Source organism: Undibacterium sp. FW305-107, assembly GCF_058788535.1.
The window spans coordinates 235,388-258,156 of record NZ_JBYTAV010000005.1 but is presented as its reverse complement, the minus strand read 5'-3'; the positions used below and the strand labels follow the sequence as shown (position 1 = coordinate 258,156).

The 22,769-nt window shown below is 54.0% G+C and carries 7 protein-coding genes; 6 read left to right on the top strand and 1 reads right to left on the bottom strand.

The window, feature by feature from the left end; all coding sequences use genetic code 11:
- Positions 1-3 precede the first annotated feature (3 nt).
- Positions 4-12,732, bottom strand: a complete 12,729-nt coding sequence (locus tag AC3WQT_RS13015) for an amino acid adenylation domain-containing protein (RefSeq protein WP_492704379.1) — start codon at positions 12,730-12,732, stop codon at positions 4-6.
- 208 nt (positions 12,733-12,940) lie between these two features.
- Here AC3WQT_RS13015 and AC3WQT_RS13010 point away from each other — a divergent pair, with 208 nt between their 5' ends.
- From AC3WQT_RS13010 to AC3WQT_RS12985, 6 genes are read left to right on the top strand one after another with little or no spacing between them, the layout of a single operon-like run.
- On the top strand, positions 12,941-14,992 hold the full coding sequence (locus AC3WQT_RS13010) for a TonB-dependent receptor (protein WP_492704378.1): 2,052 nt from the start codon (positions 12,941-12,943) through the stop codon (positions 14,990-14,992).
- The gene (locus AC3WQT_RS13005) at positions 14,989-16,293 is read left to right on the top strand and encodes an MFS transporter (protein ID WP_492704377.1); all 1,305 of its coding nucleotides are present in this window, start codon (positions 14,989-14,991) and stop codon (positions 16,291-16,293) included. Before AC3WQT_RS13010 ends, AC3WQT_RS13005 begins: the two co-directional genes overlap by 4 nt.
- Complete coding sequence (locus tag AC3WQT_RS13000) at positions 16,290-17,948, top strand: thioesterase domain-containing protein (RefSeq protein ID WP_492704376.1); 1,659 nt, start codon at positions 16,290-16,292, stop codon at positions 17,946-17,948. The genes AC3WQT_RS13005 and AC3WQT_RS13000 overlap by 4 nt, the downstream gene beginning before the upstream one ends.
- Positions 17,945-19,138 (top strand): FAD-dependent monooxygenase, encoded by a 1,194-nt coding sequence (locus tag AC3WQT_RS12995; protein WP_492704375.1) that lies wholly within the window; start codon positions 17,945-17,947, stop codon positions 19,136-19,138. The genes AC3WQT_RS13000 and AC3WQT_RS12995 overlap by 4 nt, the downstream gene beginning before the upstream one ends.
- Entirely contained in the window at positions 19,135-21,006 is a 1,872-nt protein-coding gene (locus AC3WQT_RS12990; RefSeq protein WP_492704374.1) for an ABC transporter ATP-binding protein, read from the top strand. Before AC3WQT_RS12995 ends, AC3WQT_RS12990 begins: the two co-directional genes overlap by 4 nt.
- Positions 21,006-22,763: an ABC transporter ATP-binding protein gene (locus tag AC3WQT_RS12985; RefSeq protein ID WP_492704373.1), complete on the top strand. Its 1,758-nt coding sequence runs from the start codon at positions 21,006-21,008 to the stop codon at positions 22,761-22,763. The genes AC3WQT_RS12990 and AC3WQT_RS12985 overlap by 1 nt, the downstream gene beginning before the upstream one ends.
- Positions 22,764-22,769: the final 6 nt, after the last annotated feature.

The following is a 22,769-nucleotide window of genomic DNA, read 5'->3' as shown; positions in this document are numbered from 1 at the left end:
TCATCAGGCTTTGGATTGCTGGCCACGTTTGCGGCGGCGGTCATTGTCCAGACGTTGGCGCTTGCGGGCTTGACCAGCTTCATCATTGGACATATCTTCAGTTACCATTGACTGATCAAGGCTGCGCAAATGGGCGGCCAGGGCGGCGATGCTGGTGTGCTGGAATACTTCAGTAATGCTGAGCAGCAAACCGGTATCTGACTGCAGTTGTTGGCGCAGCCGTATCAAATCCAGTGAGGTTGCACCCAATTCAAAGAAATTGGTCTGTGGCGCAAGTTCAGCATGACCAAGCAGCGCAGCAAGACGGCTGCTGACCATGCGCAACAATTTGTCGTCGATGACAGGGCTGGCATCTGGCAATGCGGCTGTTGAAATTTCACTCACGGATTTGAGCGTTGAGGCAGGCCAGCGATTCACTGGCATGATGACTTGACTTTGCCAGGCATCACTGTTCTGCGCCAGATTCAATAACAAGCCGTGGTATGCCTGGAACATTTCATCTAGCAAGCCTTCAGGGAACAGAGCATCGACAGAGTCCCAGTTGAATACCATGGCCCCATCACGTTCAACTACCTGCTGGTCTATCCATACCTGTGGTGTCTGGCTGATGCCATAGACAAACTCACCCAGCCAGTCAAGTTCTGCAGCGCCATCGCTGGCTACACCCAGACCACTGGTAAACACTACCGGCATGGCAACCTGGTTCAGGCGACGGTTGCGGCGCGCGGCTTCGCGTAATACACGGACTGCCGATACCTGCATGTGTTCCAGATCAGCCCAGATCTGACGCTGCATGGAAAATGCCCGTTCAGCAAAGCTGGCTGTTACACCTGCATCAAAACCCAGTAACACAAGTGAAGTGAAATCACCGACCAGGGCATCGATTTCTTCATGCACAGGCGGGCGGTTGAACAGGGTCAGGTTCAAGGTAAAGCGCGGTATTGCAGACCAGTTGGCAAGCACTTCACCATAAGCTGCCAGCAATACTGCATTGACAGTGACGCCATGTGCTGCCGCCTGTGCGTGCAAGGCTAGTGTATTTTGCGGTGTCAGACTGGCTTCGCGCCGGGTGAAGTGAGGTGGCGATACATCTTCCGGAGCATAGTGTGTCAGCGGTAGGGCTGGGGCAGGTGCCAGGGTACTCAGCTTGTCATGCCAATAAGCCAGCGAGCGCTGGTAAGATGGCAGCAATTCTATTTGCTGGGTCAGCATGACATAGTCGCGGAAACTTGCCGTCAGTGGCGGCAATTGCAAAGCCGGATCACGGACGAATTGCGACCATTCTGCCAGCAGGGTACGCATGGAGCGACCATCGCACACCAGGTTATCGAGGCTGACAAATAAACGTACACGGCTATCTGTCATCTGCGCGGCACGCACGGTAAACAAAGGCCAGCGTGCTGTGTCGAACACTTCGTGCGACAGTTCCAGTCGCGTGATTTCCAGCCACTCGGATACCTCGGAGGCACTGGCAGCGCGCAAATCATGGCTGGCAAGATGGTAGGCGGGCAAATCCTGCACTACCTGTTGCATGCCGTCAGCATTAATAACTGCACGTAGCATGTCATGGCGTGCCACGACCTGTTGCCAGCCTCGCTCCAGATCAGCAAGGGCAAGGTCTTCAACTTCAATCTCGGCATACAGATGTGTGGAGACGCCACCCAGCTCGAAACTTTCATCACGTCCTATCCAGTAGGCTTGCTGTACATCCGTCAACGGGAAGGGCGCATAGCGTTCCGCTGCATCAGGCAGCAATGGTGGCAGGCTGTCTTCATATGGGGCTGCCTTTGCTACTCTTTCTGCAAATGCAGACAGACTGGATGCATCGAACAGGTCTGACAAAGCGACATGTGCATTCATGCCGTGGCGTACTCTTTCTATCAGACGTACGGCGATCAAGCTATCACCACCGAGATCAAAGAAGTCATCGTCACCATGCAGGTCTTCAACACCCAGCAATTCTTGCCATATCCTGATCAGATCGTTTGCTGGTGGCATCGCATCATTGCCAGCTTGGCGACTAATGCGGCGGGAGCCTCTCATTTCAGGACATGGCAATTGCTGGCGCATGACTTTGCCCGTGGCAGACAATGGCAAGGCATCCAGTTCAAGAATAGTCTGCGGCACCATGTATGCTGGTAACAAGGTAGTCAGGTGCTCCACTAGGCGACGCGAGGCAAAACGCAACACCGTATCGGTTTGGCGTGCGGTCAGCAAATGCATGCCGCCATTGCTGCCTATACCAGATGCAGCACTGGCTGCAAAGCCTGCCTGCGCTAATTCATCCAGCCACGCATCTGCTGCCAAAAGCGCATTTCCATTTGACTTCCTGCGGTCTTCAAACTGGGTATAGCCACCTTCGAGCAAGGCGACGGTAGCGAGTTGGAAATCACTGTTACGCGTGATTTCCGGGGCCAGCAGCATGCCGCCTGCATTCAACAGGCGACGCAGACGATGCAGCAAGGCAGGTATATTGCGGCTGCGGTGCAGGGCATTGAATGCAATCAGTAAATCGAATTCGTATTCCGGCATTCCCTGTGTTGCTGCTGCCCGTTCATGCTCAAATACCCGGCAATGGATGGCGTGCAAGGGACTGCTGTCTTGTGCGGTAAACGCCTGTTCAGCCTGTTCGACCAGACTGCGTGCCGGATCGGTCATGGTATAGTCAATCGCGCAATCGCTTAACTGCGCCAGCAAATCACGTGTAGCTGCACCACTGCGCGCACCAATTTCCAGTATGCGCAAAGGTCGTCCCAGACGCTGCGCAATACTGTGTATGGTGGCGGCCAGCGCAGATGTGCAAAGACTGGACAGCGGATTCATGCGTGTCATTTGTTCTGGTGCCAGAGTGTCATCCGCGCCATAAAACACTTCCAGCGCGCTGGCCTGGCCGCGCAACACTTCCAGCCTTTGAGTCGCGCCTGAACGCAGACGTTGCAAGACCGCGCGTGATAAGCCGAAGTCCAGTGCTGCCGGCGTCAGGCTATTCCAGGCAGATTCGCTGTCATATTGCGTATTAAGATCCAGAGTGTTCAACCAGCGTTGTGCCAGCACTACCAGGTCCGGTGCGGGTGCCAGCATCTGTAGTATTTGTCCATGATCGCCGGAGACGACACCAGCAGCCAGCAAGGTATCGCGCATCATGCATTGACCAATGTGGTCCATCAAAGACCAGAACTGTTCCAGTTGCTGTGCTTGCTGCGTGCTGTATGTCTGGGCAAAAGTTTGACGGCCAGTCTGCTCAACAGCATCCCAACACTCGCTGTGCAAGACTGGGTTGCCTGCAAAAGCATCGTACAGACTGGTGTCGGCAGCATTTGGTACTACCCATGCCGCCAAACGCTTGTTGCCACGTGCCGGGCCAACAGCATCGGCAACCGCCTCACGTACGCCAGGATGGCTCAAGAGCGCGCTTTCAATTTCACCCAGCTCTATGCGGTTGCCAGCGATTTTGACCTGGAAGTCACGCCTTCCCAAGAATTCCAGCGTGCCATCACCCCAGTAACGGGCCAGGTCGCCAGTGCGGTACAGGCGTTCGCCATGTACTGGATGGGTAATAAAGCCGGTGGCAGTCTTGGCAGCATCATTTTCATACGCGACGGCCAGACCCGTGCCACCTATATACAAATCACCGCTGACATGGTCAGGGCAATCGCGCAGGCGCGTATCCAGCACACGGTAATGCTGGTTGGCAAGTGGATAACCATAGGGAATGGAACGCCATTGTGTTGGCAGTATTTCTGGCACGATAAGCCAGTTGGACCAGATCGATGCCTCGGTCGCACCACCCATGGCCACCAGCCTTGCCTGCGGAGCCTGCGTGCGCAGTCGTGCTGGTAAACCCAGTGCTATCCAGTCGCCGCTCAGGAATACCTGGCGCAGGCCAGCCAGTGATGCACCGGCAGCTTCTGCTTCGTCAAGTAAAAGCTCAAGCAGGGCTGGTACTGAATTCCAGACTGTGACACGATGGCGCAACAGCAAATCCAGCCAGTGTGCAGGGTCGCGAGTGCCACTTGCTGCTGGCAACACCAGTGCAGCACCAGCCGCAAAAATACCGAACAGGTCATATACAGATAAATCGAAATACAGCGAGGACAAACCCAGTACCCGGTCAGTGTGGCCGATATCAAAGCGACGGTTGATATCCAGCACCGTATTCACCGCACCACGGTGATCAATCAATACCCCTTTGGGGATGCCGGTTGAACCTGAGGTGTAGATGACATAAGCATGATCTGTCACTGTCCGTTCAACTTGTGGCAGATTGGCTGGCCAGATTTGTGTCGCAGCGTGGCTGGCATCCAGCACAGTCACGTCGCGACCGGCACACATTTCCTGCACGATGGGCAGGCAATCAGCCTGTGTCAACACCAGTTTTGTATGGCTGCCATCAAGTATTGCTTGCAGACGTGCTGCAGGTACATCGGCATCTACCGGCACATATACGCAACTGACCGCCAGGATACCAAGACAGGCAGCTACCTGTTCCGGCCCCTTACGCATGACCACAGCAACGCGGTCGCTGCGCTTTGCGCCATGCTGTAACAAGGCGTTTATCAGACGCAAGGACCAGTCTGCCAGTTCTGCATATGACCATTGTTGTTCATGGGCGATCATGGCGACAGCTTGCGGGTTGCGCTGCGCCTGTTCAAAGAACAACTGATCAAGACAACGATCAGACATAGGGGCAGCACTGGCATTGACCTGGGCGCGTACTGCCTGCTGGCTTGGTGGCAGCAATGCTGGTAATGCCTGCTGCCAGGCCTGTGGCTGTGTCGCCAACTTTTCCAGCAAGCCGTGATAGGCATTGAACATGGCATCCAGCGTGCCGGGCTGGAACAGGGCGTCGACAGCATCCCAGTTATAAATCAGTGCGCCATCGAGCTCACATGCCTGGTGATCCAGCCACACTTGTGGGGTCTGGCTGATGCCGTAGACGACATCGCCGAGTGCACTGTCCGGCGCTGCCCCCTTGGTTGGATCATTCATGCCTAACTGGCTGGTGAAAACGACAGGCATGGCTATCGCATCCTGACGTTCGCGGCCACGGTTCCATTCACGCATGACATCGACGGCGCTGAAAGCACGATGCTGCAAATGTTCAAGCACTGTGCCATTAACGGCCGCGGCACGCTGGCCAAATGGCAGTGCGTCGCTGCAATCGAGTGGCAGCAAGGTGACGGCAGTAAAGTCACCCAGCAGGCGCGGCACATCGGCATGCCAGGGCAAACGATCAAATATAGTGAGGTTCAGCGTGAATTGCGGTTCTGCACTCCAGGCTGCCAGCACTTCGGCGAACACAGTGATCAGCAATGACGCTGGTGTACAACCTGCCTGGGCCGCCTGGTCGCGCAAGCTTTGCCACAAGGGTGCTGCCAGTTGCTGTTGTCTGCGTGAGAATGTCGGACTGGTTTGGCGCAAGGCTTCAGCCCGCAAAGGCAGTTGTGGGGCCGGTGGCAGGACAGGGATGCGCTCCAGCCAGAATGCCTTGGCAGATTCGCGCTCAGTACGGCGCTGCTTGCTATGGACGTATTTGGTCAGCACATAATCACGGAAACTGATCTGGAATGGCAATAAACCGGCAAGCTGCATATCCGCCTTGGACTGGTATAGCGCAGCCAGTTCTTCCCAGATGATCTGGCCACTGGTAGCATCGTTGATCAGCATGTCTATACCGATGTGCAGCCTGACTGCTCCGCCAGGCAGGCGGCTGGCACGCAGGTCAAACAAGGGCCATTGTGCTGCATCCATCACCTGATGTGACATGATTTCACGCCATGCTGCGCAATGCGCATCAGCCGTGGTTTGGTCAGCATCAGTCAGGTCAGCCACACGTAAGGCATAGGCAGGCACGTCAGGCAGCACACGTTGCTGGCCATCTTCAGCTATTACCAGACGCAGCGCCCCGTGACGGGCTACCAGTATATTCCAGCAGCGTTCCAGCAAATCCAGGTCCAGGCCCTTGGGTGCATCCGCTTCCAGGTAGGCATGACAAGCTACGCCACCCAGGCCATAGTGGCTGTGACGACCTATCCAATACGCATGCTGGAGCTCAGTCAGCGGGAAGGGGGCGTTGGCATTGGCTGGATCAGCGATGATTTGCTCAGTCTCTTTATGAACATGACTATCCGACAGTTGTTTGCCCACTTGTTCCAGCAGGTAATCAGTCAGGCCTTGCGGAGTGTTGCGCTCAAAAATGGCTTTCAATTCACATTTGACGCCCAGACCAGTTTCACAACGGCGTGAGAAATCCATGACCAGGATGGAATCCATACCCAGCTTCAGTAACTGGATATCTGGTGTCAGTTGTGCAGGTGTGACGCGCAGGGTGCGGGCTAGTTCGGCAATCACGAAGGCATGTACTGCTACCTGGCGTGCCTGTTCATCCAGGGCATGCAGGGCGCTGGGAGTCTCTGTAGTGACCGATACGGCAATTGCATTTGCCTGGCTGGCACTCAGGCAACGCTCGAAAGTATTGGCTGGGTTGTACAAGGCGTATAGGGGAACGAATTGCTGCCAATCGACATCGACGGCGACGCAAGTGCCGTTGTCCGTGACGTATTCGCCACCCAGCAGTTTATCCAGCGTGGCAAGATAGCGTGCTGGTGCCAGCCGCCTTATACCCGCTGCCCGCAACAATTGCAGCAGGTCTTCATCTACTTCCGACATACCTGCACCGCCGCCCCAGGGACCCCAGGCAATTGCCAGTGCAGGCAAGCCCTGGTGATGACGCATGCGCGCCAGGGCATCCTGGTAGGCATTCGCTGCGCCATAAGGAATTTGCAAGCGTGAGCCCCAGATGCCGGAAATCGAAGTGAAGCAGACAAAGTAATCCAGTGCGCGACTGCGCGTATGCTCATGCAACAGCCATGCGCCCTGTATCTTGGCGCGGCTGACTAGCTGGTAATCTTCATTCGTGATCGTGGCCAGATCATTGAAACGGCTGGTGCCTGCACAATGGAAGACACCAGCCAAGCTGAGGCCGCTATCCTGCTCCATGTGGGTGATGTGCGTAAACACTCGGGCCATATCATTTGCATCTGCCACGTCGGCATCAATATGAATGATTTGTATGCCCTGAGCTTTTAATAAAGCCAGTCGTGCCTTCCAGCCTGCTGGCGCAGAGCGACGTGCCAGTAACAGCAGATGACGAGCGCCACGGCTTGCCAGCCAGTCAGTGGCATGGCGTCCAAGTGCACCATAGGCTCCGGCCACTAGGTAGATGCCGTCCCGTTTCAACATTGGCGGTGCTGCCATTTCATGAACTTGTGCACTGACATGCTCAAGCCGCGGACGCAACCACAGTCCCTTGCGCAAGGCGACGGCTTCTTCATTGCCAAACAAGGGGAGCAGGGCTGACAGGGCAGATGCGAACGGCAGCAGGCCAGCATCGCTGTCTGCCATCAGCCAGCGCGGGCCTGGATATTCGAGCGCCAATGCCCTTGCCGCACCCCATAACGATGCCTGCAAAGGATTTCCTGAATCACCTGCAATTGCCTGGCCCGCATTGGTAGGCAGCAGGATGCGTGGTTTCTTTTGCAAGTGTTGCAGCACCTTGACGAATTCAGTCAATTGCCAGCCTTGCTGATCTGCCAGTGTCGCGGGCTCAGCTTGCGCATGCCAGCCATCAAGATAAATGACGATATCGCTGTCTTCCAGTTGAGTTGCTGCCAGCGGCCATTCACCTGCCGTCAGTGAGTAGATATTGGCGCCAGTGGCTTTCAATCCGGCAGCAAACGTGGCTGTATGTGCAAGGTCACCACCCAGCAGGAAATAACGAGCCGCATGTGTGTCATTTTCTGCCAGCGTAAAGTGTTCCCACTGCATGGCGTAGAGATCAACCGGCTTCGCCGCTGCGCGTTCTGGCTGCGGTTGCAGTTGCAAAGGCAGGCGTGGTGCATCATCGTCATAGTCGAGCCAATAGCTTTGGCGTTCAAATGGGTAGCGCGGCAAGCTGCGTGGAGATGGCAGGCTCCCAGCGAATACATGATCCCAATCAAAATCTTGCCCGGCGATATATAGTGCTGCGCAGGCATCGCCTATGGCAACGAGATCATTGCTACCACGGCGCAGGCTTGCCAGGCAATTGACAGCATGTGGCCATTGCTGCACAACCTGGTTACGTTGGGCTACCGCACTCAAAATGGCGTTCGGACCTATTTCCAAAAGAATGTCGCAGGTGCTGGCAGCATTTTGCAAGGCCTGGTCAAAGCGTACTGGCTGGCGCGCGTGATTTTTCCAATAGACAGCATCGGGTGCCTGGATCAGCAATTCACCTGTCAGACTGGAGCAGACTGCAATGCGGGGGGCTTGCATCGTTTGTGCTGCACACTCGATTTCCCATGCAGCCAGCATGGGATCAAGCAAGGGAGAGTGGAAGGCATGGGATACCTGCAAAGCCCGTGCATGCAATTGTTGTTCAGTCAAAAGGGCTTGTACGGCTTCCATGGCGGCTGCAGAGCCAGAAAACGCCACATCCTGCGGGCCATTGAAGGCTGCAATGGCAATCTCGCTTGCATGGCCAGCATGCAATTGGGCCAATACGGCAATTGCCTGTTCCGGCGTTGCACGAGCCGCCAGCATGGCGCCACCAGCCGGTAGTGCCTGCATCAATGCGCCACGTTTGACGATCAGGCGCGCAGCCTGTTCTAGTGTCAGCGAGCCAGCAATGACCATCGCTGCGAATTCACCTATGGAGTGACCAAGCACGATACTTGGCTGCACACCAAAAGCCTGCCACATTTTTGCCAGCGCATAGCCAAGTGCAAATAGAGCTGGCTGGGCAAATGCGGTTTGTTGCAAGCGTTCATTTTGTGCATCGTCATGCATCAGGGTGATGACAGACATGCCCAGGTCAGCAGCGAGCGCAGCATCAACGGCATCCAGCGCCTGCCGGAAATCAGGCTGCTGTGCATACAGCTCACGTGCCATGCCACTATATTGTGAACCCTGTCCGGTAAACAAAAAGCCTATGCGTGGATTACGCATTGCTTCTGTCGCTGTATATCCGGGTGCTGCCAGTTGCTGCAAACCGCTAGCCAGTTCTTCACGGCTGGATGCGAGTACGGCGGCGCGCATGCTGTGGTGCTCACGCTGGCGTGCCATGCCGCGTGCCAGGGCAGGCAAGTCATCGCAGCCTGCTAAATTTTCTGCATGGCTGGATGCCAGCATGCGCAGTGATTCTGCTGAGCGTGCAGACAGCAGGAAAAGCTGGGATGCAGTGATTTTTTCTGATGGCTTGGCGCTAGCTACCACAGGTGCCTGCTCCAGCAAGACATGGGCTATGGTTCCAGCAAAGCCGTATGAGGTCACACCCGCGCGACGCAGAGCCTGACGCACGGGCCAGTTGATGGTTTGACCTGGCACCCGCGCAGGAATGATATCCAGATCGATCAACGGATTAACATTTTGCAATTCAACAGCAGGCGGCAACTTGCCATGTTCGATGGCGAGTATGGTCTTGACCAGACCGGCAGCTCCGGCGGCAGCTTCCAGATGACCGATATTGGTCTTGACTGAACCCAGCCATAAAGGATCATCCAGGTCGCGACCACGAAAAACATCAGCGACAGATTGATACTCAATCGGGTCGCCAAGGCGGGTGCCGGTGCCATGCAATTCGATATAGTCGATATCAGCGGGTGTCAGCCCCGCTTTTTTGAGCGCCAGGCTCAGCAGGCGTTGCTGGGCAGCGCCATTCGGTGCTGACAGGCTGCTACCTGCACCATCCTGGCGTACCGTCGTGTCGCGGATGACGGCACGTATGGCATCACCATCGGCCAAAGCATCGGACAAACGTTTCAGCACCAGCACCACACATCCTTCGCCACGTACATAACCGTCAGCGCGTGCATCCAGTGTCTTGCAACGACCATCAAGAGCCAGCATGCCGGCCTTGTGCAATACCAGATCAACTTCCGGCAATAACTGCAATTTGACCCCGGCAGCCAGTGACAAGCCAGATTCACGCGCACGCAGGCTTTGCACCGCCAGATGCAAGGCACTATGCGAAGCCGAGCATGCCGTATCCACTGCCATGGATGGGCCTTCCCAGCCAAAGCTGAAAGACAGGCGACCACAGGCGGCAGCAAATGAAGTGCCAGTACCCCAGTAGGCATCAAAATGTGAAGGTTCACCACTGATGAAGGGCAGGTGGCCATAATCGCCCGTACCTATGCCCACAAATACGCCGGTGTCGCCACCACGCAAGGTAGCAGGGCGCTGGCCTGCATCTTCCAGCGCATGCCATGCCACTTCCAGCAACAGGCGTTGCTGGGGATCTGTATTCATCGCTTCACGCGGTGACATGCCGAAAAAGGCAGCGTCAAACTGATCAACATGGTTCAGGTAAGCACCAAAACCGGGTATATCTTCACGGGTACGGAAACGTTCTGATGGCGCAGGGCGTATGGCGCAACCGCCTTGCTCCAGCATGGCCCAGAATGCTTCATCATTATTGGCATCTTGCCCATCCTGACCTGGCAAGCGGAATGCCATGCCGATGACGGCGATGGCTTCTTTGTCTGTGGAAGCGGGAACTGCTTTTCCTGTATCGCGGTCCGGAGTGGTCGAAACTGGCAACGAATTATCGGCAGCGAGTGGCAAGCGTGCCTGGGTCACCAAGACAGTTTGTAAGTGCACTGCAAGTTCAGTCAGACTGGAATGGTCGAATATCACGTTGTCCGGCAAGCCCATTCCCAGAGATTTGGCTACGCTTGTGGCCAGGCGTGCTGCCGACATGGAGTCCAGCCCATAATTAAACAGGCTGGCTTCGGGATGTATTGCTCTTGTTGTGACAGTACCCAGTATGGTGGCAGCTTCGTTTGCCAGCCAGTTGCGTAAATGTTGGTGGCGTTGTGCCAGTGACAGTGGGCGCAATGTATCCAGTAAAGCAGTATCCGCGGATACTTCCACGATTTGTTGTGTGTCCAGTACATGCCGGTGTAAGACAGGTAAGCTGCCATCAAGATAGGCCTGACGCACCGCGGCACGTCGCACCTTGCCACTGGTAGTACGCGGTAAAGTGCCTTTACGTATCAGTACGATGGCATGACTGCTCAGCTGATGCTCTTCGGCCACTGATGTGCGTATGGTGTTGACTATATGCTGGTAATCGACATCAGCCTGCTTAAGGACTTCCTGTACGATGACCAGATGCTCTGTTTGTTCATCATTCTGAGTGATCGAGAATGCAGCGCCACTTTCCGGCACTGCAGCCTCATGACTGCGGCCACTGGTGACTTCTATATCATTCGGGTAATGGCATTGTCCGCGGAACAGTAGCATGTCCTTCAGCCTGCCCGTGACAAACAAGTGTCCCTCATGCATGAAACCCATATCGCCAGTACGCAGATAGGGCTTGCAGTCTTCTTCATTGATATTGATGCTGGCTATGCAGGCACCAAAGATATCGCGGTTCAGTTCTGGCTTGTTCCAGTAACCGCCTGCAACGGCAGGGCCATTGATCCAGATTTCACCAACCTGGTCTTCCGCCAGGGCTGCATAGGTTTCAGGATTAACGATGCGTACATCCTGTCCACCAAAATCATTGCCATTGCTGGTGTAGCGGCGCCTGCCTGTGTCTGTGTTTTCATCAAGGGTTGGGCTAACGACAACATGCCCACGCTCCAGTTTCGTCTTGTCCACGTCAATGAAATAGGGATCATGGTCATCAACATGGGCGGTCACCAATAAAGTCGCTTCAGCCAGACCATAGGCTGGCTTGATTGCTGTTCGGCGCAAACCATATGCAGCAAACGTGGCATGGAAACTCTCTATCTGAGCGGGCAATACCGGTTCGGCCGCTGGCATCAGGCAAGTAACAGAGGTAAGGTCGATCTTGGACAGCCTTTGCGCGGCTGTTTTGGCTTCATCAGCGCACAGACGCAAGGCAAATGATGGACAGGGCAGGGCGGTTGCAAACTCGCGCGTTGCCACTTCCAGCCAGCGCAATGGGTCTGCAGCAAAAGCCATCGGTGCCATATAGACGGCGCGGCCACCATAAGCCAGCGGCAATAAGATGCCCATGATCAAGCCCAGATCATGGAATAACGGCAACCAACTGGCAATGACAGTGTCCGTGGCAGGGCGTGTGTCGACTGCAGTCAGCCGTCCAAGAAATTCGAGATTGTGCAACAAGGGACCATGGCGATTGATAACCCCTTTGGGCTGACCAGTTGATCCTGATGTGTATTGCAGGAAGGCCAGTGCAGCACCGTCCAGCGCTGGTCGTTGCCATATTTGTGGATCGCCTTCCTGCATTTGTTCCAGTTGCAGTAAATGCAGCTTATGTTCATCGGCAAATATTTGCAGATCGCTGCCACTGGCTTCTGCAACCTGCTTGTTACTGATAAGCAGGGTAGGACGACAGTCGCGCGTGATGTCGCCCAGTTTTGGCAGTACACGCTTTACTCTTGCTGCACCTGGCAAATTGACTGGTACGCCCGTTATGCCTGCATAAAAGCAAGCCAGCAGAGCCACGACATAATCTATTCCCGAAGGGAACAGAATCAGTGCACTCTCACCCGGCGTCGCATGTTTTTGCAAACTGGCGGCATAGCACTGCACGCGTTTCGATAGAGCGGCATAAGTCAGCCGTACATCATCACTGCCATCTCCACGCTGGCCGATAAAACACAGGGCTTCGGTGTCAGGTTGATGCTTTGCATGATGTTCTATCCAGTCAATCAGGGTGGCGTGCTGGCGCAAGGAAATGGTGGGTTTGGGGAGCATCTCTTACCTCGATATCAGTTGGCATTGGCGGAAACCTGCTTGTCTCGCTGGGGACTTATCGGTTTTCCGTATTAGCATATGAATATCTTATAAATGAGAATGATTATCAATTAAAAGTACTGATTACGATATTTTTGACACCGATCGCGGTAGTGCTCCAGGGAATTGACGTGGATACTGCCCCCACTGATAAAAGGGGAGTGAAATAATGAAGTTGAGTTATTTGCGAAGCGTTTTACTGGCTGGTGGAGCGCTAGGCGCAAGTGGTGTCATGACCGGAGTCGCGGCGCAGCAGCGTGAAGACTATGTATTGCCAGAACTGGTGGTGACTTCCACCAAACTTGATGCCACCGGCCTGACGCCTGATGTGGCAAGCTCTGTGGCGACAGCAGCGCGCTTGAATGCTGCAGGTGTGGTGCGTACCGATGAACTGGGAAAGATATTCCCCGAATTGACAGTCATGCCGCGCAGTACGCGCGTATATTCCTTGTTCAGCATGCGCGGTGCACCCGCGATCGATTTTTATAACCCTGCCGTGACGGTGTATGTTGATGGCATACCGCAGGATATGACCTATTTTGCGCAACCGCTGACTGGGGTTGCACAAATCGAATTATTGAAAGGGCCACAAGGCAGTTTGTATGGTCGGTCTGCTCAGGGTGGCGTTATCAATATCGTTACCAACAAACCAAATTACACCAGCAAGGCGCAATTGACTCTGGATGTCAGCAACATGACGCGTCGTCTTGATGTGATGGCAGGCGGTGCATTGGTTAAGGACAGTTTGTATGGCGATATCAATGTCCATGCTGACGAATATCCAGGTCGCTTACGCGCGAATGGCGCAGATGATCTGGGTTCAAGCCGCGAAGCATTGGGGCGTGCACGATTGCGCTGGGCGCCAACGGGCGGCAACCTGGACGCCATGCTGACTGTCAGCCGTGATCGCTATAGTGCGCATGACGAATACTTTCAATCTTTCCCATTGAAAGATCGTCGCGCCATAGCCAGCACGCCATTTGATTTTACTGAACCAGTGTTGACCCGCACGGTCAGTCAGGTCGGGCTTGGTGTTGATTACTTCGTCAATGGCTGGAAGCTGACATCCAGCAGTTCATATCAAGACAGAAAATTTGACAGGGTAATCACCACCGGGAATGCCGACCCGGAAAAACAGAAGACCTATTATCAGGAATTGCGCCTGGCAACCAGTGGCGGCAAGCGTGTAGTAGATGGTCTGTTTGGTCTGTATTATGAAAAACAGGACTTTGAACGTCTTCGTAGTGTCGCAGTACCAACGGTACCTGCCTTCCTGTTCCCTGGACCCAGCAAAAGTGCATCAACCATTACATCCACTGCGATTTTTGGTGAGGCAGTCTGGCATATTGACGAGCGTCTGGATTTGACGGGCGGCCTGCGCTATAGCGTAGACAAAGCGGATATTGATTTTAAACGCACAGGTCCGGCGGCCCTGTCTTTTGTTGCTGACAAGCGTTTCAGCCATGTCAGCCCCAAACTGGCAGTGGGTTATCAATTAAATCCAGAGTGGCGTTTGTATGGCTTGGTCAGCGAGGGTTACAAGGCAGGTGGCTATAACCGCGTTGCAGAAAATACGGCTGGTGGTATTCCGTATGAGGCAGAAACCATACGTAACCTGGAAGCTGGTTTCAAAGCTGATCTGATGGGTCATCGCTTGCAGCTGGATGGCACTATCTACCATAGTAAAACGCGGGGCTTGCAGGCACCTGTGCAATCAGGCCCATTTCAGATGTTGGCTAATGTTGGTGATGCCAAGGTGAATGGCCTGGAAATTAATGCTGCCTTTGCTGCTACACCAGACTTCAGCCTGCGCGGTGGTGCAAGCTGGACGCGCAGCGCTATAGAAAATTTTCATGCGCCGGCAGGCAATCTGGATCTGAACGGTAAACGCGTTCCCTATGTTGCGCCGTTAAGCCTGCGGGCTGGTACTGAACTGCGCTTCCAGTTGGCAGGTGCTGGTTTGCTGCGCTGGAGTACTGACCTTACTTATTCCGGTGATTTGTGGTTCGACACTGCCAATACATTACATCAGCCAACGTATACCCTGCTGGACACCTCAGTCCAGTGGGAAATCAACAAGCGTCTTAGCCTGACTGCGTATGTTGACAATGTCAGTGACCGTGTCGTGCCTAACTACGCATTCTCATTCGGACCACTGGGTGATTTCGGCCAATATAATCGTGGACGCACAGTCGGCTTACGCCTGCAAGCGCAATTATGATGAAAAAAATTGGTACACCATTAGCTGCTGGCAGCCTGCTTACGGTATTGGGTGGGTTGTATGCCACACAGGGCTTACTGAGTGGGTTGGTACATGAAGGCTTGCCCGTACTTTTGCGTGCACGTGGTATAGGGCTGGACAAAATAGGTTTGCTGTCACTGCTGTTCTTGCCGAGTGCCCTGAAATTTTTATGGGCATCCCGGATAGATCGCCTGACTGAGGGTCAGCCTGAACAAAGCCTGCGCTGGGCAGGTAATTTTCAGCTATTCCTGCTGCTTGGTGTGCTGATTTTGACTTTACTTCCGCTGGAATCAACGCTGTCAGCCATCATTTTTTTGCTGCTGATACTGATGGTGGCATCGGTGACGCAAGACATCGTCACCGATGGCATGGCGGTGCAGGCTTTACCCTTGGCGCAACGCAGTTTGGGTAACAGCATGCAGATAGGCGGCAGCTACCTGGGCTACATACTGGGTGGCGGTTTGCTGGTGACAGCGGTTGGCTATCTCGGATGGGAAACCGGCATACGTGCCCTGGCAGCATTGGTCGCTGTGTGTGGCTTACCTGCTTTATGGATGCGCAGACGGCGCATGGTGGCAATAGTGCCTGTCATTGCAACAACGCCCAGTCTCAAGGCAGCCTGGTGCAGGCCGTCCATACGCTGGGGTATGGCAACCATCATTAGTTGCCAGGCGTCGATGCGCTGGTTCAGCACCATCATGCTGACTTATCTGGTGGATCGTGGATTTGCCGTGGTTGAAGTTGGTATCCTGTCTGGTGCTGGCGTTGCCATTGCCGGGGTCGTCGGTGCCTTGTTGGGCGGCATATTGCTGAAGCCTTACTCGCGTGTAAGCATGCTGAAAGCCAGCCTGATTGCGTATCTGGTACTCCAACTCACTTATCTGCTATTGGAAAGCCAGGGGTGGCACGCCAAAGTTTTACTGGCGACTGTGTTTTTGCTATTTTGCACAACGATGTCACTCGGTTTCGTGGTCTTGTATACCATCATGATGGACTGGGCATCACCAGCACAGGCTGGCACTGACTATTCATTATTGCAATGCACCGACGCTTTTTGCGCCCTGGTATTTGGTCTGAGTGCTGGCTGGGTGACATCCAGACTTGGATATGGTGTCACTTTCATGATCACCAGTGGTCTGGCATTTGCAGGTTGCTTGCTGGCACCGCGTCTGTATGCCAAAGCCGTTGCGGGTGCTGTGACAGAAACTGTAACTGACGTCGTTGCGGACCAGTCAGATACAGCCAAACCATCTGTCATGCTGGCCGAGGCCAGTTCATGAGGGCTGCAAAATTGCAAGTACAGGAAGCTGCGATGCTGACACGCCTGGTGTATGCGCGTCTGAATGAGCTGATAAACACCCTGGATGGCGGACATCGTTTTGAATTCATGAATCGCGGTTATGCCGCTCCTGAAAGTAATCAAAGCGTACATGATACGCAAGAGCATCTGCTGTGGGAAATCATTGGAGATACTCCCTTGGAAGCTCGCCATATCCTTGACGCTGGTTGTGGGCGTGGTGGATCATTGGCAGCGATTGCGAACAGGCACAAGCCTGCCGGACTGACTGGCATAGACCTGTCACCAGAACAGATTGACGCTTGCCGTCGCAGCTTCGGTAGACTGAAAATACGCTGGCAAGTGGCTGATGCGATTAGCCTGCCACTCGCGAATGCCAGCCAGGATGTGATACTGGCGATAGAACTGCTCCAGGAATTGCAGGCAACATCTGCTTTTGTAAGTAGTGCGGCACAAGCTTTGCGTGCTGGTGGCTGCCTATTGGTTGCTGATCTGCTTGACGACACTGCCTGGACAATACTGGTCAGCCGTATTCAGGACTGTGGTTTCACTCTCGATTCCAGTCGTGACCTGAGCGCAGGCGTACTGGCTGCGGCCACATGCAGGCAAACCAAGTACCAGGAAAATGCTGTCGCTGTCAATGTGAGCAGTAGTGAAGAAAATTTCCTGAGAACGGTACTCAGCGATGAACTTGCTGCGCAACAAGTCGCATTGGCGACCACAAATTTGCGGTATCAGGCCATGCGCTTTACACGTGACAACAGGTCTGTGGATAACAATGCGCCAGACTGGTATTTGCCATTACCGACATTAGCAGGCAGGTCAACGGAAGTGCCGGTTTTTACGACACCGGAAGCTGTTGACGAAGTATTTCCATACAGTGCACCAACCAAGGATTCGCGTTTGCCGGTATTTGCCTTTCCATTCGCCGGTGGTGGTGCTTCAGTATTTCGAGGCTGGCATCAAACATTATCCAATGAAATGCAATTCTGCCCGGTGCAACTACCTGGTCGCGAAGGCTTTATGATGGACGCACCTTTGCAGACCATGGAGCAGTGGGTTGCATGGACCATGACACAGATCCGGCCACAACTGGATGCCCTCGGCCATGAGCAGCCGTTTGCACTGTTCGGCCATTGCCTTGGTGGTTTGCTGGCATATGAACTGGCGCTGGCACTGACAGCATCAGGCAGGCCGCCGGCAGCGTTGTGGCTGACTGCGACCAATCCCCCCCATCTGCCACTCCCATCCATGTTGATGAACCTATTGCAAACCATCCCTTTCGATAGTGCCGATCTGGCTATGTTGCTCAGAGTGTTGGGCGGCACTCCGCCGGACGTGCTGGCAGCACCGGCCATGATGCGCGCAGTGCAAAAGACCATGCAGGCGGACTTTGCCGTCGGTGCGCGTTACCAGCGTTTTGACCAGTGCCGCTTGCCATGCCCGATATATACCCTGGCAGGCACGCGCGACAAACTGGTGACGCCAGCCCATATGCGCGGCTGGCAGGCTTATAGTGCGATACCAACAGCTGGAAAAACCGTGGATGCCGAGCATTTTTTTCTGCGTGAATCCCGTCTGGAAGTACAAGCCATGTTGCGTGATCACGCAGTTGCAATTAGTGAAGGTGTCGCATGAGTGGCAAACGCATATTGGTGTCCGGTGCTGGCATAGGTGGCTTGTGCGCTGCGTGGTGGTTGAGCCGCAGTGGATATGAAGTCACTGTTATTGAACAGACTGCGACCCTGCGCGATGAAGGTTATATGCTCAGTGTGTCCGGTGCGGGGCGGCGTGTCATTGAAGAAATGGGCTTGTTACCGTGCTTGCGTCAGATTGCCTTGCCAATCAACCGCAATTTATATCTGGATGCACGTGGGCGTACCATCATGCAACTCAATCACGGCAAGCTGCTGACACAACTTAACCATCAAATGGTATTGCGTAGCGATCTTGCAGATATCCTGCACCAGAGTCTGAGCGATGCAGTTACATTACAGTTTGGCACCAGGATTTCATCATTGCAGCAAGATGCATACGGTGTCGACGTGCAGTTGAATCATGGCGGCACCCAACGCTTTGACTATGTAATTGGTGCCGACGGCTTTCGCTCTGCCACCCGGCGTCTCGCATTTGGGCCAGATGCCGACTTTTGCCAGCACCTGGGCATGCAGGCTGCTGCCTATTGGATGGATGGTGATACGCAGCTGGAAGAAGACATGGTTGCCATCGCCGAGCCACGCCGCATGAGTATGTATTACCAGCTTGGCACAAAAGGTGTCACCGCATTACATATCTGGAAATCGGATCAGAACGCCGCACCTGCGCAAGTTACACGCAAGGACTATCTGCTCAAACAGTTTGTCGGCAGCCATCCGCGCGTGATTGATTCGATTGCAGATTTGTCGGCCAGCAGCTCAGTTTACATGGACGCCCTGATGCAGGTACACCTGCCTGACTGGAGTCGCGGCAGAGTGGTACTTCTGGGCGATGCGGCCCATTGCCTGACTCTGGCAAACGGGCAGGGGGCCAGTATGGCACTGGCTGGTGCCTGCTGTCTGGCACAGGAAATGGCGGCAGATTCCACCCCGGCAGCACTATTGCGTTATCAACAGCGTATGCGTCCTGGCATAGAGGCACTTCAACAGCGTGGACGTAAAGCCGCCAAGCTATATTTGCCAGATGGTGTCTGGTCTTTCCGCTTGCGTAATTGGATCATGAGTGCCATGCCCAAGGCCATGCTGCTTAATTATTTTATCAAAAGTGCGCAAGAAGAACTTCATATCACCGAGCATATTCAAGTACAGCAGGCGAGTAGGCGGGCTGCATGATGACAGATCAAACAACTGGTGCAGCAGATGCTTCAAATACATCACTCACGTCAAATCCGACAGCCTCACCAAAAACGCCAACTCGTCAACGTGGGATGGGTGCACTGCTGGCACTGGCTGGCGAACGCAAATCCAGCCTGGTCTGGGCCACTTTCCTGAGTGCGTTGAGCAGTGTGCTGTCACTGGTACCATTGCTGGTGACCTATCTGGTGCTATTGCAATTGGCCCATCCTGAGCAAAAAAACACGCTCACAGGCCTCTGGCCCATCATCGGCTGGGGTGCTTTGGCAATGGGCTTGCGCTGGCTATTGCAGATCAGCGGCGGGGTACTGGCGCACCTGGCAGCGTTTAATATCCTGTTCGATCTGCGGCTGGCAGTGGCCGATAAACTCAGGCGCGTGCCCATGGGCTGGATCACGGCACGCAGTGCAGAATCCACCAACAAAGTATTGCGTGACGACATAGACCGGCTAGAACTGTTCATTGCCCATCATCTGAACGACAGCGCCGCTGGACTTGCATTGCCACTGGCCAGCGCCATTATCCTGTTTTACCTGGACTGGCGTATGGCTACGGTCACTCTGATTACTGTGCCCTTAGCCATAATGGTTCAACTGCTGCTATGGAAAAAAGTACCGGAAGTCATGCGTGAATATAATGAAGTCAATGCCAGTCTGGCCAGCCAGGTCGTACAGTATGTACAAGGCATTGCAGTCATCAAGACTTATCATCATGGTGCAGCAAGCACGGTCAGCGCAATACGTTTACCCCAAGTAGTTACCGCTTATTTCGATGTTATCGTGCGCATGGTGAAGCTGACGGTACCGGCCTGGTCTGCTTTTACCGTGGTCATTGGTGCCAACATGCTTTGTATATTGCCGTTTGGCGGTTACTGGTATTTGCAGGGGAGCCTGCCGCTGGAATTGTTTATCCTGTGCCTGTTATTGGGACTGGGTATTACGCGGCCATTGTTTCAACTGGCATTTTTTGGCAGCCTGATGCGACTGATACAGGATGGTTATGGACGCGTACAGGATTTGATGGAGGCACCTGAGCTACCAGACACTGCTAGCGCGCTGATACCAGCTGATAATAGCGTTGAATTTGATGGTGCAGGCTTTGCTTATGGTGAGGTGAGTGTTTTACATGACATCAGTTTCAAAATTGCTGCGGGCAGTTTGACAGCCATTGTTGGCCCTAGTGGCGCTGGTAAATCGACGTTGGCACAATTGCTGGTGCGCTTTTGGGATGTGCAGCAAGGCGCTGTCAAGATTGGCGGTATGGATGTCCGTGAGCTACCTCTGGCAAACATGCATGCCCAGGTCGCTTATGTGATGCAGGACGTCTTCCTGTTTCATGACACAGTGCTGGAAAATATCCGCCTTGGTCGGCAGGACATCAGTGAAGAACAGGTGATTGCAGCAGCAACTGCGGCCCAGGCACACGATTTCATCAGCCGTTTGCCGCAAGGCTATCAAACTGTCCTGGGTGAGCGTGGTGCGCGCCTGTCCGGAGGGGAAAAACAGCGTCTGTCAATCGCCAGAGCATTGGTCAAGGATGCACCGGTTATTGTTCTGGATGAAGCCACGGCATTTTCCGATCCTCTCAACGAAGCGCAGTTACTGCAAGCCCTGGGCGTGCTGACCCGCGACAAAACTGTCATGGTCATCGCCCATCGCTTATCAAGCATAGTAGATGCTGACCAGATTGTCGTACTGGATGCTGGCCGTGTTATAGCCTGCGCTAAACACGCAGAATTGTTGGAAGACTGCGCTTTATATCGTCATCTGTGGCAATTACAAAGCGATAGCGCCACCTGGAAAATAAAAAGTGCCTCAGCCGATGAACACGTCAAGGGAGTTGCCTGATGCAAATGATATTTGGATTAATGCGCCTGGTGCGTAACGACGCAGCGATGAATAATACAGGCCGGTTCCGCCGTAGCATAGCGTGGCGGATTGCTGAATCGCTATTTGCCACCATTCCCTATGTCGTACTGTTTGCAGCATTGAATGCCATGTTTGAAGGCTCTTTTGATATGAGTCTTTTAATTCGTCTCACGCTTATCCTGTCAGTCAGTCTTCTGTTGCAATTGCTGTGCAGTGTTGCCGCCAATGTGGATGGCTTTGTCGGTGGCACAGGCATGATGTGTGATTTACGCCTGCAAATTGCCGAGCATTTACGTCGTCTGCCACTGGGGTTCTATGCACGTCGCCAGACCGGTGAACTGACTTCAGTCATGACAGAAAACCTGTTGCATGTAGAAGAAGCCTTTACCCATCTTGCAGGTGAATTATGTGGCAGGCTGGCCACTGCAGGCTTGACAGTGGCATTGCTGCTTTACATAGACTGGCAACTGGGCTTGCTTGCCGTGACCAGCGTGGCAGCCGGATTGGTATTATTTCGTCTTATCAAGGAAAACGCCAGCAAGATCAGTCGCGCCAAAGTAAACCAGAAAGCCTCAACCAATAGCCGACTGCTGGAATTTGTGCAAGGTATCAAGGTCATACGTGCTTTTGGCCTGTCGACACGCGGTTATGACAAGGTATTGATTGCCTTGCAAAACCTGCGTGCTTTGTCCATACGGGTGGAAATCATTGCCGGGATTGCTGCCATCGGCTTTTCTGTCTTGCTGGAAATTGGTTTTTTACTTGTACTCGCACGCGCCTTCCAGTTGAATATCAGTGGTTATCTGGTGCATGCTACGTTAGTCATGTTTCTGGTTATGAGCCATCGCTTCTACACCATGATGAACGAATCAGCGCTTTTGATGGCACAACTGGCCTTTTATGGAAAAAGCTTTGAAAGAATCGCCGCATTGCTAGGTGAAAAATCTCTCCCCGAACCCGCCCTGGCCTTGGTGCCAGACAGGCATGATGTCGAATTTTGCAATGTCAGTTACAGTGCTGAAGCCGGTGCACAAACGCTGAAAAATATCTCATTTAGCGCACAACCTGGCACTGTGACTGCGCTGGTAGGGCCAAGTGGGGCAGGCAAAACTACTATAGTACATTTGCTGGCGCGTTTTCATGATGTCGCAAGCGGCAAAATACTCATAGGTGGGATCGACATACGTAACCTGCATCAGGACGATCTGCTCGACCTGTTCGCCATCGTCCTGCAGGAAAGCTATCTGTTCAACGACACCATAGAAAGCAATCTGCTGATCGCCAGACCGAACGCGAACCATGATGAACTGGTTGCCGCCGCACGTGCAGCCTGCTGTCACGACTTCATCGAAGCCTTGCCGCAGGGTTACATGACCGTGATAGGTGAGGGGGGCGGTACCTTGTCTGGTGGTGAGCGTCAACGTTTATCTATTGCTCGTGCCATTTTGAAGGATGCGCCCATCATCTTGCTTGATGAAGCGACTGCATCCATAGACGCAGGCAATGAGCATGCAATCCGGCAAGCCATGACGGCACTGGTGCGCGACAAGACAGTGTTAATGATCGCCCATCGCTTGCATACCATCGCCGATGCTGATCAGATACTCGTGCTCGACCATGGCACGCTGGTCGAACAAGGCAATCACATGGATCTGATACAGCATGGAGGCTTGTACGCACATTTCTGGCAACAACAGGAAAACAGCCGCCATTGGCGTTTTCGCCAGGCGGCCTGAGAAACA

Excerpts from the sequence above, each read along its gene's own strand:
- AC3WQT_RS13015 (WP_492704379.1), bottom strand. The coding sequence starts at position 12,732 with ATGCTCCCCAAACCCACCATTTCCTTGCGCCAGCACGCCACCCTGATT.
- AC3WQT_RS13010 (WP_492704378.1), top strand. The coding sequence starts at position 12,941 with ATGAAGTTGAGTTATTTGCGAAGCGTTTTACTGGCTGGTGGAGCGCTA.
- AC3WQT_RS13005 (WP_492704377.1), top strand. The coding sequence starts at position 14,989 with ATGATGAAAAAAATTGGTACACCATTAGCTGCTGGCAGCCTGCTTACG.
- AC3WQT_RS13000 (WP_492704376.1), top strand. The coding sequence starts at position 16,290 with ATGAGGGCTGCAAAATTGCAAGTACAGGAAGCTGCGATGCTGACACGC.
- AC3WQT_RS12995 (WP_492704375.1), top strand. The coding sequence starts at position 17,945 with ATGAGTGGCAAACGCATATTGGTGTCCGGTGCTGGCATAGGTGGCTTG.
- AC3WQT_RS12990 (WP_492704374.1), top strand. The coding sequence starts at position 19,135 with ATGATGACAGATCAAACAACTGGTGCAGCAGATGCTTCAAATACATCA.
- AC3WQT_RS12985 (WP_492704373.1), top strand. The coding sequence starts at position 21,006 with ATGCAAATGATATTTGGATTAATGCGCCTGGTGCGTAACGACGCAGCG.